This is a genomic window from Empedobacter sp. GD03797, from assembly GCF_029842105.1.
In the GTDB taxonomy this organism is placed as follows: Bacteria; Bacteroidota; Bacteroidia; order Flavobacteriales; family Weeksellaceae; genus Empedobacter; species Empedobacter falsenii_C.
Genome location: NZ_JAOCFS010000001.1, coordinates 172993 through 186249 on the forward strand (window position 1 = coordinate 172993; position 13257 = coordinate 186249).

Genomic DNA, 13257 nt, shown 5'->3' on the forward strand with positions numbered 1-13257 from the left:
TCTAAATTTTTTATGTTTCTAATTTCGGGAGCAAAATTACTGACAGAAAAAATGCACTTGGTAGCTCAGATTTGATTATTCTGATAGTCCAGATTGCTGGTCGTCCATTTTCTTGAAAAGTTTAGCGAGATAGGTCACTGTAATCGTCAATTCCTGTTCATTCATCGAAGCAAAACCAAATCTGAACGCGTTGAGCGCTTCATCCCAACGCTTGATTTTCAACTGCGAATCTTTTACCAAATCTTTGATTTTATAAAGCGCTTTTAATTCAATCCAAAACGCCATTCCACCAGACGGAATATTGTATTGAACATACTTGCCGAGTTTTTTTTCTAAAAGTTCATTCAAAAAATCACGTCGAAAATGATAGGCTTTTAAAGCTCTTTTCAAATGCCTTTTTAACTCTCCATTTTTAATCAGCGAAGCCAACGCATTTTGCATATAACCGTCGCCACCCACGTCAATCAACTTTCGAAGTGCGACCGTTTGCGCAATGAAATTAGCAGGCGCCACCATAAAACCAATGCGCAACGACGGGTCCAAAATCTTGGAAAAAGAACCGATATAGATGACATTTCCGTTGTGATTAGCGTTCGCCAAAGGCAAATACGGCGACGAATTGTAGTGATAATCGTAGTCGTAATCGTCCTCGATAATCACGAACGAATATTGCTGAGAAAGCGCCAACAACTTCATGCGACGCTCCACGCTCAAAGTCACGGTCGTTGGATAATGATGATGCGGAATGACGTAAACCGCCGTAATTTTTTTCTTTTTACAGATTAGCTCAATTTTATCAACGTCCAATCCATTCGCATCAACATTTACCTCAAGCAATTTGGCACCAACTTCCTCAAAAGTCTCATTAGCGTTGGAATAATTGGGATTGCCCACAACAACGATGTCGCCGTCATTTAACAACAATTTTGAGGCTAAATAAATACTCATTTGTGCTCCGTGCGTAATGAGAATATTGTCTGGTTTTATGTTTAAACCACGCGATTCTGCAAGAAACTCAGCCAATTCCTCACGCAAACTTATCGTGCCTTGGTCGTTGCCGATATGTGCATTTTCAATCGCATAATTTCGGGCTAAATATGAGCGATACGTTTTCAATAATTCATCCAACGGAGAAAGTCGAACATCGGGATAACCGTCGTTTATCGTAATTTTTGAATTATCATTTTCTGAATTTTTGGGTTCTTTTTTTACGATTTTAAAAGGTAGAGATAACTTATTTTCATAAGCTAAAACCTTGTTTTGCTTAACATCAATTTTGGGATAAAGCATCGGAATTTGGTTAGAAACCGTGATGCTTTTGCGTGGACTACTTTGTATCCAATCCTGCGCACTCAGTTCCTCGTAAGCCGCAACAATGGTTTTGCGATGCAAGCCCAATAATTTAGACAATTCGCGGCTACTCGGCAGTTTTGCACCAGCTTTCAAAGTTCCGTTGTTGATGGCATTAATAATGGAAATTGCGATTTGTTTGTAAATAGCAATATTGCTGTTTCGGTCAACGCTAATTATATTTTCGAATGGAAGCATCTGGACTATTGATTAAAACAATTCTTACAAACAAAGATAGTCCTTTAGGAAAATAACTATGTTCATTTTGGCTTAAATAATTTCAATTCGAATAAAATGGTTTGCACTAAAAATTAAGTCGCTACAGTTATCGAGAAGTTTTTTATTTAATAGTTTTCGATACGCTTCGCTACTCGAACTGACGTATGAATATTACAATTTAGATAAAAAGCTCCGTTTTTAAATCAAAAATTGGACTACCTACAAACTGAAATCTGGATGATATAGACCATCCAAATTAATCTTAATTTTGCATTGTTAATTAAGGTCGGATGGCTGAGTGGTTAGGTGAAGGCACGCAATGTCTTTTACAGTGGTTCGAATCCATTTCCGACCTCTATTTTTAGAAAAAGCATGAACAAAAAGAAAATTATCATCATCCACAGCAAGGTTTCCTACGGCTTTGTAGGGCTTAATACGACGGCGTTGGTACTTCAATTGAGCGGTTTCGAAGTCATCACCATTCCGACGGTGCTTTATTCCAATCATCTGGGATTGGCGACGATTGGTGGCGGCGCTGTTCCTGACGATTTGTTTCAGGATTTGTTAGAAGGCGTTTTGAAATTAGATTTGCTCAACGACGTTGCAGCGATTGTTATCGGTTATATTGGCACGGAAACGCAGGTGGAAATGACGGCTGATTTTGTTCAAAAAATTAAAAACTCGCATCCATCACTTACGTATTTGTGCGACCCTGTGATGGGCGATATTGACGCTGGTTTGTATGTAAATCCGAACGTTTCTACGAGTATTGAAAAGCTTTTGCTGCCGCTTGCCGATATGTCGACGCCCAACCAATTTGAAATTCAAAAAATTCTGAATACCACTACAAATTCTGCTGATGAAATATTGGATTTAATCCGTTCTAATGCGCTATTTTCTACTCAAAAAATTGTTATTACTGGTGCAAAATTCAAAACTACTTTACACGGAACTTTGGATAATTGTATTGTCGAAAATGGCGAGATGACCATTATCCGAAACAAAGAAATTCCTGTTCAAATGGCGGGAACGGGCGAACTTTTCGCTGCACATTTACTGTCTTTTTTGCTCAAAGGAATTCATTTAAATGAAGCCGTTTTGTTGTCGGGCGATATTCTGTCGAATGTTTTATTGAGAATGTTCAACAACGGCAGAATGGATTTTAACAGCGAAGATATCATTGCTTCACTGAATATTTTAAACCTTAATTCTTGCAGTAAATGAGCGTATTTGATTTAATTATTCAAAAAAAAGAAGCGGTAAAACTGGAAGATGTTTTCCTGAATGCGGCGAACAAAAAAGCGATTTCGCAACTCATAAAAGAGCATAGTTATTTGCCAGAATTGCAGAAATATGGACTTCCTGTGAACAACAAAATTTTGTTGCGCGGCAGTTCTGGTTGTGGTAAAACGACGACTGCAAAAGCGATTGCCAATGCTTTAGGGAAACCGATTTTAATCTTAAATCTCAGTAGTATTGTCAACGCAAGAATTGGCGAAACTTCTAAAAATATCAAAGAAGTTTTTGAGAAAGCTGGACGAGAAAAAGCGGCGCTTTTCTTTGATGAATTCGACCAAATTGGCAAGGCGAGAGGTAGCGACGACAAAGATGTTGGGGAAATGCGACGATTGGTAAATACGCTCATTCAGTTGATTGATTATTTTCCTGAAAATGCCTTATTAATCGCTGCTACCAATCATTCGGAGATTATTGATACAGCACTTTTAAGACGTTTTCAGTTACATATTTCTTTTGAAAACCTACTAAAGACGAATTAAATTTATTTTACGACAATATTTTATCAGCAATCCCAACGCATTTAAAAAACTTCAACCGAAAATATGAAATTTCGTACGCCGAAGCTAAAGATGATGCTTTCACACAGGTTAAATCACTATTGATAGAACAATTGGAAAAAGAAAATGCCAAGAATTCAGATCATGCTGAGAAAGTTGATTTATTATACATTCAGAAAGGTGGTTAATTAAAATCTATTAAATTATGAACAAGAACATCCTCGAAAATATCGCAATAATCGTCGACCGCATGAATAAGGCTTGTCAAAAAAGTGGTCGAAATCCCAACGATGTAAAACTACTTTTAGCTACAAAAACCGTCGATGCAGAACGTATAAAAGTAGCTTTAGACGCGGGTTATACCATGATTGCAGAAAACAGAGTGCAGGAATTGAAAGAAAAATATGAAGCTCTAAAAACGACGCCACACACCAATCATTTTATTGGGCATTTGCAAACCAATAAAATTAAAGATATCATCAAATACGACGTGCAATGTTTGCAATCCTTGGATCGATTAGATTTAGCAGAGAAACTACATCAACGTCTTCTGTTTGAGGGAAAAAAGATAGACGTTTTTATCCAAGTGAATACTTCTGGCGAGGAAAGTAAATTTGGAATTCATCCCGACATAGCACTCGAATTGGTGCGTCAAGTCGCGCAGTTAGAAACCTTACAAATAAAAGGTTTGATGACGATTGGTTTGTTAAGCAATCATTCTGAGAAAGTACGAGCTTGCTTTAAACTCCTTAAAAATCTGCAACAAAAAATCATTGCTGAAAATATCCCATATGTTGAAATGAGCGAATTGTCAATGGGGATGAGTGGCGATTTGGAAATTGCAATTGAAGAAGGCGCAAGTATTATTCGCGTAGGTTCAGCCATTTTCGGAGAGCGCATTTATCCTGATAGTTATTATTGGAACGAAGGAAGTGATTTGACCTAAAAATAAAGTTGAGACGCAGGATTTTGCTCAACTCGTTTTGCTGCGTCTTGATTATACTTAGAATGTATTGATATCACTTTTAATAAGCAATATCAAAGACTTTTTCCATTTGTTTTTCGTTGACCGAATTTGGCGTTGCTTTTACTAAAGTATTGCGTATCCAAATCGCTAAGGCATTTTCATAATGCGAAACTTTGCCAATAGCAGAGCTGGTATTGACGATATAATGGGCTTTTTTCATACGCGAGTTTTCGTATTGTGTGAAAACTTCTTCCACCGTTTTTCCTTCGCCAAAAAGCTTTCCGAGGACATACGCATCTTCAATCGCTTGACAAGCACCTTGACCCATATTTGGAGTGGTTGCATGCGCTGCATCGCCAATTAAACAAACACGATCTTTTTGCCATTGTGAAATCGGTTCCAAATCGATAATGTCACTCACAAAGATATTTTCCTTTGGCGTTTCAGAAATCATTCTGACAACATCTGCATTAAAATCGGTAAAAAGTTCCACAAGATTGTTCGGATTTTTCACCAAATTTTCGTTTACAACGGCGTACCAATAGACTTTTTGGTCGTTGATTCGCACAAAGCCAAAACGTCGTCCTTTTCCCCAAGCTTCATGCGCCTGATGGTTGTATTTCGTTGCCCAATCCATGTTTGCAACGCCACGCCAACATTTTTGTCCAGAATCTCTAAGTGTTCCGATGTTTAGAATTTGATTTCGAACCGCCGATTTTATTCCGTCAGCACCAATAACAACATCCGCATTTGCAATAGTACCATCATCAAAAGTGAGCTTATAGTCCTCGTTTTTCTCGATTTTAGCCAAACGCTTGGAAAGCTGAATGTTTTCAAATCCGATTTCCTCAGCCAAAATCAGTTGCAAATCGCCACGATGGATGGCAACATTATGAACGCCATATTTGCTTTCGAATTTATTCAATTGTACGTCAGATAAAGTCTTCAACTGCGGGTCTGTAATTTTGATATTTGAAATTTTATGACCAGCATTTTCAATTTTGTGTCGAATACCCAATTTATCAAAAACCTGCATTGCATTATTTGCCATGATAATCCCAGCACCGACAGGTTTTATTTCGGGAGCACTTTCGTAAATTGTTACATCCAAGTTGTTTTTTTGTAAGGCTAAAGCTGTTGTCAAACCGCCAATTCCGCCTCCTATAATTGCTATTTTCATTGTGATTATGTTTAAATGATGAGGCAAAATTACAAGTCCGAAAAGCCAAAAACGTTCACTTAAGTTAATTTCGGAATCAATAAATCCGTTTCCGAATTCTGCTCAAAGATTGTGGCGTGATTCCCAAATAGGACGAAATATATTTCTGCGGAATTTTGTTCAGAATCTCGGGCGACTTTTTCAAAAGGTTGAGATAACGCTCTTCGGGGGTGTAGAAAAACAATTCGTCCAAGCGTTGTTTTGCATCCAAAAATGCCAAATCAGACATGTGTTTTGCCAGGCCAAGCCAAAAAATATCTTTCTGAATCAAAGCTTCAACATCTTTCTTGTCAAAATATAGAACTTCGGTTTTCAATAAAGTTTGTATCAAAGCGACCGACTTTTTGCCCGTGATATAACTCGCATAATCGCCGATGACATCATTATTCACCTGCAAAAGATAGCTGATGTCTTCGCCTTTTTCGTTGACATAATAAATGCGAACAGCACCATTCAAAATGAATCCCAAACAGGCGAAAACGCCGTTTTTGGGTTCTATCATTTTGTTTTTATCATAGTTGACAACATAGCAAATTTCCAAAAACTCATCCACACGTTCCAACGAAAGTTGAAGCGTTTCCGCCAGTTTTTCTTTTAGTACGGTTGTCATTATTTCTATGATTTTAAATTTATTTCCATTCCTCGTTTAAAATCGCAAAAACCACGTCATCTGCCCAAGTTCCGTTTTGGTAATAACTTTTCACGAAATGCGCTTCCTTACGCAATCCAAGACGTTGCATCAATTTTTCAGACGCTGTATTTCTTGGGTCTAAAGAAGCCATAATTCGGTGCTTTTTCAAATCCTTAAAAAGATAATTAATTAACAAATTCAAAGATTCTGAAGCCAAAGCTTTTCCTTGAAAGGCTTTATCCAAGGTGATTCCAAATTCCACTTGCAAATTTTCTTCACCAAAAAAATGTACACCAATATCTCCAACGAGATTTCCTGTTTCTTTTTCCAAAATCACCAGCTGAAACCACGATTCAGGCTGATTAAATTCCGCTGGATTCTTCTCAATAAATGTTTCTACCTCCTCCAAATTTTCAGGAATCCAACCTTGATAAGCGTTGGCGATTTTGTCAGCACGATATTCTAAAACTCGCGCTGCATCTTGTTTTGCAATAGGACGCAAAATAATTCTTTCGTTTTCTAATTTCATTTTCTTAAGCTTTAAGCTATATTCCATCGAGAGAGCGCTTCATCTTTTGTGGCTACAAAAATAAACTTTCCTGCTTTATTACTTTCAAAAATAAAATCGTTGAGGCTTTTACTTTCATAAACTCTAAAATCACCAACAATCGCGATTTCAAAGCCATATTGCGTGAATTTTTGCAACATTTCGTCCGCCAATTTTGTTTTCAACTCAAAAAAATCGGGTGTAATATTTTCTTGATAAAAAATGGCTTTGTACGCCTGATGTTCATACTTGCAATCCATCATCAACTGCATTGCATCTTCGGTATTTGTCAAAAAAATTCCGTTGCGTGTTATTTCGACGATGTTTTCATCGTTTAATTTTATGATGTTGATGGTCATGTTCTTTTAATTTAAAATTTAACTTAACAACTTCGCAGCCATCGCTTTTGCTGATTCCAACGCAGATTTATTTTTCTGATAATTCGCCGTCATCGTTGCGCCTTCGATAAGAAGAAAAAGAGTTTCTGCCAATTCGGTTTTGGAAAATGAATCATTTTTTGATTCTTCATCCTCAAGAATCTCAAGTATTAAAGATTTGAATTTCATTTTATGTGTGTTGATAATTTCAAAAGCTTTGGTATCATCAAAAGGAATTTCGGAACTTGCTTTTAAAAAGGGACAACCGCCAAATTTGTTAGTCGTTTGGCGTTTAATTCGAAAATCAAACATCGCTAATATCTTAACTTCAGGCGTCTTTTGCTTCTTGATAAATTGATGCAATTGAGCAAACCAAGCATCGTTCGTTTTTTCCAGATATGCGTATAACAAATCGTTTTTTGACTTGAAATGATGGTACAAAGACGCCCTTGCAATCTCGGCTTCATCAATAATCTGGTTGATTCCTGTAGAATTGTAGCCTTGTCGATAAAACAATTCAGACGCGGTGTCCAAAATACGGTCTCTAACGGCAACAGATGATTTCATTTTACTTTTTCTTTAAAATATATACGCCAAACAAAATTAATAAAACCCCAGCAATGTCGACCCATCCGATAGGTTCTTTGCCCAAAGTTGCGCCAACAACTAATGCAACAATGGGTGCGATGTAAGCCACCGAAGCAGCCTTCACAGCGCCCATTTTGTCGATGATAAAATAATACATCAAGAACGCCAAACCTGTTCCCAGTACCGAAAGTCCCAGTATTAAGCCGATAGTTGCAGTCTTGTCTTGTAGAATATTCAGAATTCCATGAAACGGTGTTAAAATCAATAAAATAATCGATGCACCAACTAATTGATAAGATGCTAATGCCAAGCCCGAAATCTGCAAAGGACTGACATATTTTTTAGCATAAATAAAGGAAGCACCAAAACTGATGGAACCAATTATCATGTACAAAACGCCTTCCCAAGTGGTCGCGGTAATGGCTGCATTAAAAGGCTTTGCCAAAAGAATTATCCCCAACATTCCGATGATTAAACCAAGAATTTTTAATGCTGAACTTTTCTCTTCTTTTAAGAATATCAAACCTAAAATAAACGAAAATAAAGGCGTGGAACCGCTGATGGAACCCGCAATTCCCGAATACAAAAGATGCGAACCCATCACAAAACAATAATAGTAAATGACCGCTGCCAACAACGACATCACCAAAAAATGATACCAATATTTGAAGTGCCATTTTTTAAAAGCTTTTCTTGCAAACCCGAATGCCACGATTGGAATTGTTGCCAAAACAACGCGTAAAAATACGACTTGTATGGGCGAAATGTAATGCGCAGCCAAACGCATATACAAGAAATTACTGCCCCAAATGCATCCTAAAGCTATAAAAGCAGCTAAAGCTAAATATTTGTCATTCTTTATTTTATCCATTTTTGTACTCTTGATTTGGCAAAACTAAATATTATAAAACATATAGACAAGTCTGTCTATTAAATTTGTTTTTATATCTTTGAGAAATTATTGCAAAAGGCTGTTGAAATTCAGTAATAAACAGTAAATTTCAAAAAAAGTAGATATGAAGAAAATACTATTGGGTACGTTATTAATTGCGGGAATTGGTTTTGCACAAGCACAAAAAACAAAACCTACTGGTTTTCCGCTAAGTTCTTCCTTAGCTTCTGGTCAACATGTTTTTGTCTCGGGACAAATCGGAATGAATCCGCAAACTTCAAAATTAGCCAATGAAAGTTTTGAGGCGGAAGTTCGTCATACTAATTATTCTAATAACATTTTAAGTCTTACAAAGTAAAATTTTATTGAGATGTTTTTTGATAAGAAAATATTAGGCCGAACTTTTCCATAGTTTGCCAAATAATACCTTTTTGATGATTTTAGTTTCTTAATTATAATATCTTTACTTTATACGATAAGATACCATTACTTCGAAAATTATAGACCAAAAAGATGAAGAAAATATTCTTAATTTCCCTTAAATGGAAAAATAGAAGACTACTAGAAAACTTTCTGTTCCAAATTTAATCAAATTGGAAATTTTTTAGAAAATGAACAAGGATTTTTAGACAGTGAAACCACTCTAGCTATTGTTCACAAACTACAAGGAACCGAATTAATCAGTCTGCTTGAAAATTCTATAGAAAATGAAACTATCAAAATTGCAAAATTATTGGATAATAGTATTTCATCTGAAATGGATTCTAATTTTTCTGTTTTAAAGAAAAGTCTTGATGATTTTGATATTGGAGAGTTTGTGTAAGCAAATTCTTTAATGATTTCAAATTTTCTCTTTTAACAAATTTAAAAAAAGCTCCATTGCTGGGCTTATCCATTTATTGGAATGATGAGCTGCAATTAAAGTAATATTCTGTTTAAAATCTTTAACAACAATTTCCTCAATTTTTCCATTTTTCAATTCATTAGTAACGACAAATCGCGGTAAACATGCGATTCCAAGATTATTCATGACACTCTGTTTGGTTGCTTCAATGCTCCATACTTCTAGTGTTTGACCTGTCATTTGCAGATTCTTTTCTTTTAAATAATCTCTCAAATAAATCTGATAAACTGCGTTGGGATCATTGTTGATGATGGTTGTTTTTTTTATTTGATTTTTAGTATTAAAATCACGTTCTGATTTGGAAAAATTAGGTGAAACCATCAAACCAATACTAAAATCTTTTATTTCAACAACATTAATCTGATTATCATAGACAAACACTTGATAATGAATGCCTAAGTCTATTTCGTTGTGAACGACATCTTTTTGAATATCATAGGAATTTTTGACTTTAAGTTTCAGTTGTACATTAGGGGCTTTTTTCATAAATTCTATTAAAATAGGTTGAATGATATAAGTCAAAATACTGTCCGAAACCGAAATAGTTAAACTGCCTTCAATAATTCTATTTTTGGCGTTCAACAAACGAATTTGCTCTATTTCATCAAGAATATTTTTAATATGTGGAATAAGTTTTAGGGATTGTTCGGTGGGTACCATTCTTCTCCCAATCTTTTCAAACAAGGGAAACTTGATTTCATTTTCCAATTGCTGCATTTGATAACTAATAGCAGATAACGAGTAATTAAGTTCGTTCGCAGCATCTAGAAAATTACCTTTTTCTACAATGGTTTTAAAGCTTTTAAGTTGATGAATATCCATAGTTCAAAATTATTGAAGTAAAACTACAAATAATTCCGATTGTTTTAAGTGTTTGTGCGTTTTACCTTTGTCAAAAATAAAATGATGTGTCTAGACATCGTAACTAAATACTTCAAAATGATCGAATTTCTTACTTTAAATTTTTTATTGATATTAATTACATTTTTCGTTGCTGGATTTGTTAAAGGCGTTGCAGGAATGGGATTGCCTACCATAGCAATGGGAATATTAAGTATCATCATGTCACCACTAAGTGCAGCGTCATTGCTAATCATTCCTTCCTTTGTAACCAACGTTTGGCAATTATTTACTGGACCAAAATTTCTTGATTTAATCAAAAGATTTTGGGTGATGATGGTCGGAATTATTATTGGAACATTGGCTGGATCTTGGCTCTTAACAAGCATCAATACGCCTTATTCGAGTGTTGGATTAGGTTTAGCCTTGATCATCTATTCGGTACATGGACTTTTTGGTAAAGCATTTTCAATCCCTACCAGACTAGAGTCAAAATTATCACCAATAATTGGTATCACAACCGGACTTCTCAATGGCGCAACGGGAATTTTTACGCTTCCTGCAGTTCCATACATACAAGCGCTGAATCTTTCAAAAGACGACCTTATACAGGCACTTGGATTGTCATTTACAGTTTCAACAATCGCACTCGCAACAGGATTAGCGAATGGTGGTGTTTTTCAGATGGATAATCTTCTATACTCAGCTATTGCGATTATTCCTGCTTTAATGGGTATGTGGGTTGGAGGTATCGTTCGCAAGAGAATCAGTATTAAAACCTTTCGTATCTGCTTTTTCATCTTTATTGCGATGATTGGCATAGAAATTACGCTTCATCCATTTATATAGAGCTATGATGTTGAATAAGCTTTTAAGGGAAGTGTTAGGTTGTTTAATTTTTACTAAGGTTAAATTACTCATATTTATAGCATATATCTATTAGTGCTTAAACTTCTCAGCAAATGAACTTGAATTTTAGAGCAAAACGAAAAGCGTGAAAATTGTTTAATTTTGTTATTCGTAATCATATCGAGTCAAGAATGGAAACAGCAGAAGAATCAAAATTAAAAACAATCAGCTTTTCAGGAATTTTCATGTTTTGTTTTTACAGATTATAGCGAAAAGTGCGTTCACGCCACACCCGAGCATACCTTGGTTTATTTGTATTCTGGAGAACAAGTGATTGAGGATAGAGATCGAAGGATTGTTTTAAAAGCTGAAAGTTGTGCATTTATCAAAAGAGATCATCGCTTGAAAATGTATAAAAAAATATAGGTGAAGAATTATACAAAGAAATTTCCCTTACTTTCAAACGAATTGAGGTTTTATCGTAGGTAACTTTCATTAAATAAGGTTCTACTTTACCTAATGATAATGGAGATTGAATTTTTTCTTGCGCAAAAGAAGTTGATTGACTCCAAGAGTTAAAATCAGAAATAAGTTATTTTTGATAATATTGCAAATCATTTTTCTATTCATCAAACTATTTTCACTTTACTTATTCAAATAATCTGAAAGTGTTTTTTACCTAAAGGCATTCCAGGATCTATTCCTTGCGTGACTATACCATTTAATCCATTTTTATCTATTTTTTTGATGGACGAAAAAAGAAACCTATACAAGCAATAATCATTAAATTAAAATCAACTTAAAGATAACTGATTTACTGCGAAAAAGACTCGATAATTTCAAAAGTTAATCGTCAATTCTAATGAGAATTTAATGAATAGTTTTTTTGAGAAAGTAGAATTTTAGTTATCTTGTGGTAGTTTTTATTTATTAGTTTGTTTAAAATAAACGTTTTATGTTACGAATCTATTCGATATTAATAATTATATGTGGTTTTTGTTTTACAAAAGCTCAAAATTTGAATGTTGGTGCTCAATTCCCGATTAATAAAATTGAAAATGTCAATCAATCTTCAAACTTGAAAATTATTGTATTTACGCCAAGTTTATACAAAACGAATCCGTATGCGAGCATGATGACAACATCGCTGAATTATTATTTTGTGAAGAATTTGGCATTTTCGTCTCAAAATTCTCCAAAAATTGATGTGATTTATATCGTAAATGAAGATGATAAATGGAGTAAAGAACCGCAACAAGCGTTTGCTTTTAGCGAAACTTCGAATCAAAATAAGTTAGATGGAACAAAAGTATTTTATGATGAATCTGGAAAAATCTATAATGCAATTGGTTTGAAACCTTTTAAGCAAAATTCAATTTCGAATATAATTCCAACTTCTAATTCTAACAATGTTTTAGTAGAGAGTTCGATTCTTTTTTTAGTGGATAAAAACAATAAAATTTTGATGCGAGACAATGATTATCGTGCGCAAGGCGAACATCTGAAACCTTTGGAAAGATTGATAAAAAGAACGTCTAAAACTGATAATATAGAAGTAAATGTTACTCAAAATAAAACCTTGAAAGTTGGTGATAAAGCACCAGATTTTATCTTGAATGGACCAAATTATAAGACTAATTCAACAGAGAAATTTTTGGATGATAAATCAAGTTTTAAAGTATTGACGTTTTATCCTGCGGCGTTTAGTGGACAAATTTTACCAGATTTTACTTCGATTGATACAAAAGCTGCAATGACTTGTGCTGCTCAAATTCAATTAATCGATCATAATCCATTGTTGCAAAATATAAAAAGTTACGCAGTTTCTAGTTCTACAAATCCTTTGTTAGAATTATGGAAATCAGCTTTGCGAACAAATAATATGACATATTTGAATGATGAGAATTATACAATTTCGTTGATGTATAATTCGTATAATCGTTTAGGTTACAACAATAGAGCGACTTATGTGATTGATAAAAATGGAATTATAGTGTATGCAAATCCAGATTTGACGTTTGAAGATGAAGCAAAATTTCCAACTATTTTAGAAAAAATCATTCTGAATAGTAAGTAAA

General features: G+C 34.7%; 13 protein-coding genes, 1 tRNA gene and 1 pseudogene. 7 read left to right on the forward strand and 8 right to left on the reverse strand.

The annotated features are described in order from the left end of the window. Positions 1–75 precede the first annotated feature (75 nt). Positions 76–1548, reverse strand: a complete 1473-nt coding sequence (locus N5D90_RS01005; RefSeq protein ID WP_280061261.1) for a PLP-dependent aminotransferase family protein — start codon at positions 1546–1548, stop codon at positions 76–78. A gap of 305 nt (positions 1549–1853) precedes the next feature. On the opposite strand from N5D90_RS01005, the gene N5D90_RS01010 reads away from it, so the two are divergent. The 4 genes and pseudogenes from N5D90_RS01010 to N5D90_RS01025 all read left to right on the forward strand — a co-directional run bounded on the left by N5D90_RS01010 (position 1854) and on the right by N5D90_RS01025 (position 4311). Then, positions 1854–1924: transfer RNA gene (locus tag N5D90_RS01010), tRNA-Cys, on the forward strand. 17 nt (positions 1925–1941) lie between these two features. Next, positions 1942–2793 carry a pyridoxal kinase gene (pdxY, locus tag N5D90_RS01015; RefSeq protein WP_280061262.1) on the forward strand — a complete coding sequence of 284 codons (852 nt, stop codon included), beginning with the start codon at positions 1942–1944 and terminating at the stop codon, positions 2791–2793. Beyond that, positions 2790–3553 (forward strand): annotated as a pseudogene (locus N5D90_RS01020) (AAA family ATPase). Before pdxY ends, N5D90_RS01020 begins: the two are co-directional and overlap by 4 nt. Before the next feature lie 17 nt (positions 3554–3570). After that, the gene (locus tag N5D90_RS01025; RefSeq protein WP_280061263.1) at positions 3571–4311 is read left to right on the forward strand and encodes a YggS family pyridoxal phosphate-dependent enzyme; all 741 of its coding nucleotides are present in this window, start codon (positions 3571–3573) and stop codon (positions 4309–4311) included. A 79-nt stretch (positions 4312–4390) separates the two neighbouring features. Here N5D90_RS01025 and N5D90_RS01030 read toward each other — a convergent pair whose 3' ends face one another. The 6 genes from N5D90_RS01030 to N5D90_RS01055 all read right to left on the reverse strand — a co-directional run bounded on the left by N5D90_RS01030 (position 4391) and on the right by N5D90_RS01055 (position 8565). Further along, complete coding sequence (locus N5D90_RS01030) at positions 4391–5512, reverse strand: FAD-dependent monooxygenase (RefSeq protein ID WP_280061264.1); 1122 nt, start codon at positions 5510–5512, stop codon at positions 4391–4393. 76 nt (positions 5513–5588) lie between these two features. Further along, positions 5589–6161, reverse strand: coding sequence for a Crp/Fnr family transcriptional regulator (locus tag N5D90_RS01035; protein WP_280061265.1), 573 nt, complete (start codon positions 6159–6161; stop codon positions 5589–5591). Positions 6162–6180: 19 nt separating this feature from the next. Next, positions 6181–6711 (reverse strand): GNAT family protein, encoded by a 531-nt coding sequence (locus tag N5D90_RS01040; RefSeq protein ID WP_280061266.1) that lies wholly within the window; start codon positions 6709–6711, stop codon positions 6181–6183. A gap of 11 nt (positions 6712–6722) precedes the next feature. Next, positions 6723–7088, reverse strand: coding sequence for a DUF4180 domain-containing protein (locus N5D90_RS01045; protein ID WP_115000809.1), 366 nt, complete (start codon positions 7086–7088; stop codon positions 6723–6725). Between the two features lie 18 nt (positions 7089–7106). Beyond that, a complete protein-coding gene (locus N5D90_RS01050; RefSeq protein WP_115000806.1) occupies positions 7107–7673 on the reverse strand; it encodes a TetR/AcrR family transcriptional regulator in 567 nt (188 codons plus the stop codon). 1 nt (position 7674) lies between these two features. After that, entirely contained in the window at positions 7675–8565 is an 891-nt protein-coding gene (locus N5D90_RS01055) for a DMT family transporter (protein WP_280061267.1), read from the reverse strand. Between the two features lie 145 nt (positions 8566–8710). Between N5D90_RS01055 and N5D90_RS01060 the strand changes: the two genes are divergently transcribed. Further along, positions 8711–8944: a hypothetical protein gene (locus N5D90_RS01060; protein ID WP_147280005.1), complete on the forward strand. Its 234-nt coding sequence runs from the start codon at positions 8711–8713 to the stop codon at positions 8942–8944. 483 nt (positions 8945–9427) lie between these two features. On the opposite strand, the gene N5D90_RS01065 is transcribed toward N5D90_RS01060, so the two are convergent. Then, entirely contained in the window at positions 9428–10312 is an 885-nt protein-coding gene (locus N5D90_RS01065) for a LysR family transcriptional regulator (protein ID WP_280061268.1), read from the reverse strand. A gap of 117 nt (positions 10313–10429) precedes the next feature. Here N5D90_RS01065 and N5D90_RS01070 point away from each other — a divergent pair, with 117 nt between their 5' ends. Next, on the forward strand, positions 10430–11179 hold the full coding sequence (locus tag N5D90_RS01070) for a sulfite exporter TauE/SafE family protein (RefSeq protein WP_038331736.1): 750 nt from the start codon (positions 10430–10432) through the stop codon (positions 11177–11179). A gap of 955 nt (positions 11180–12134) precedes the next feature. Beyond that, the gene (locus N5D90_RS01075; RefSeq protein WP_280061269.1) at positions 12135–13256 is read left to right on the forward strand and encodes a redoxin domain-containing protein; all 1122 of its coding nucleotides are present in this window, start codon (positions 12135–12137) and stop codon (positions 13254–13256) included. Position 13257 lies beyond the last annotated feature (1 nt).

What these genes read in the sequence shown, in the direction of transcription:
- N5D90_RS01070 (WP_038331736.1), top strand. Translation starts at nt 10,430, where the DNA reads ATGATCGAATTTCTTACTTTAAATTTTTTATTGATATTAATTACATTT.
- N5D90_RS01030 (WP_280061264.1), bottom strand. Translation starts at nt 5,512, where the DNA reads ATGAAAATAGCAATTATAGGAGGCGGAATTGGCGGTTTGACAACAGCT.
- N5D90_RS01025 (WP_280061263.1), top strand. Translation starts at nt 3,571, where the DNA reads ATGAACAAGAACATCCTCGAAAATATCGCAATAATCGTCGACCGCATG.
- N5D90_RS01055 (WP_280061267.1), bottom strand. Translation starts at nt 8,565, where the DNA reads ATGGATAAAATAAAGAATGACAAATATTTAGCTTTAGCTGCTTTTATA.
- N5D90_RS01065 (WP_280061268.1), bottom strand. Translation starts at nt 10,312, where the DNA reads ATGGATATTCATCAACTTAAAAGCTTTAAAACCATTGTAGAAAAAGGT.
- pdxY (WP_280061262.1), top strand. Translation starts at nt 1,942, where the DNA reads ATGAACAAAAAGAAAATTATCATCATCCACAGCAAGGTTTCCTACGGC.
- N5D90_RS01075 (WP_280061269.1), top strand. Translation starts at nt 12,135, where the DNA reads ATGTTACGAATCTATTCGATATTAATAATTATATGTGGTTTTTGTTTT.
- N5D90_RS01040 (WP_280061266.1), bottom strand. Translation starts at nt 6,711, where the DNA reads ATGAAATTAGAAAACGAAAGAATTATTTTGCGTCCTATTGCAAAACAA.
- N5D90_RS01045 (WP_115000809.1), bottom strand. Translation starts at nt 7,088, where the DNA reads ATGACCATCAACATCATAAAATTAAACGATGAAAACATCGTCGAAATA.
- N5D90_RS01050 (WP_115000806.1), bottom strand. Translation starts at nt 7,673, where the DNA reads ATGAAATCATCTGTTGCCGTTAGAGACCGTATTTTGGACACCGCGTCT.
- N5D90_RS01005 (WP_280061261.1), bottom strand. Translation starts at nt 1,548, where the DNA reads ATGCTTCCATTCGAAAATATAATTAGCGTTGACCGAAACAGCAATATT.
- N5D90_RS01035 (WP_280061265.1), bottom strand. Translation starts at nt 6,161, where the DNA reads ATGACAACCGTACTAAAAGAAAAACTGGCGGAAACGCTTCAACTTTCG.
- N5D90_RS01060 (WP_147280005.1), top strand. Translation starts at nt 8,711, where the DNA reads ATGAAGAAAATACTATTGGGTACGTTATTAATTGCGGGAATTGGTTTT.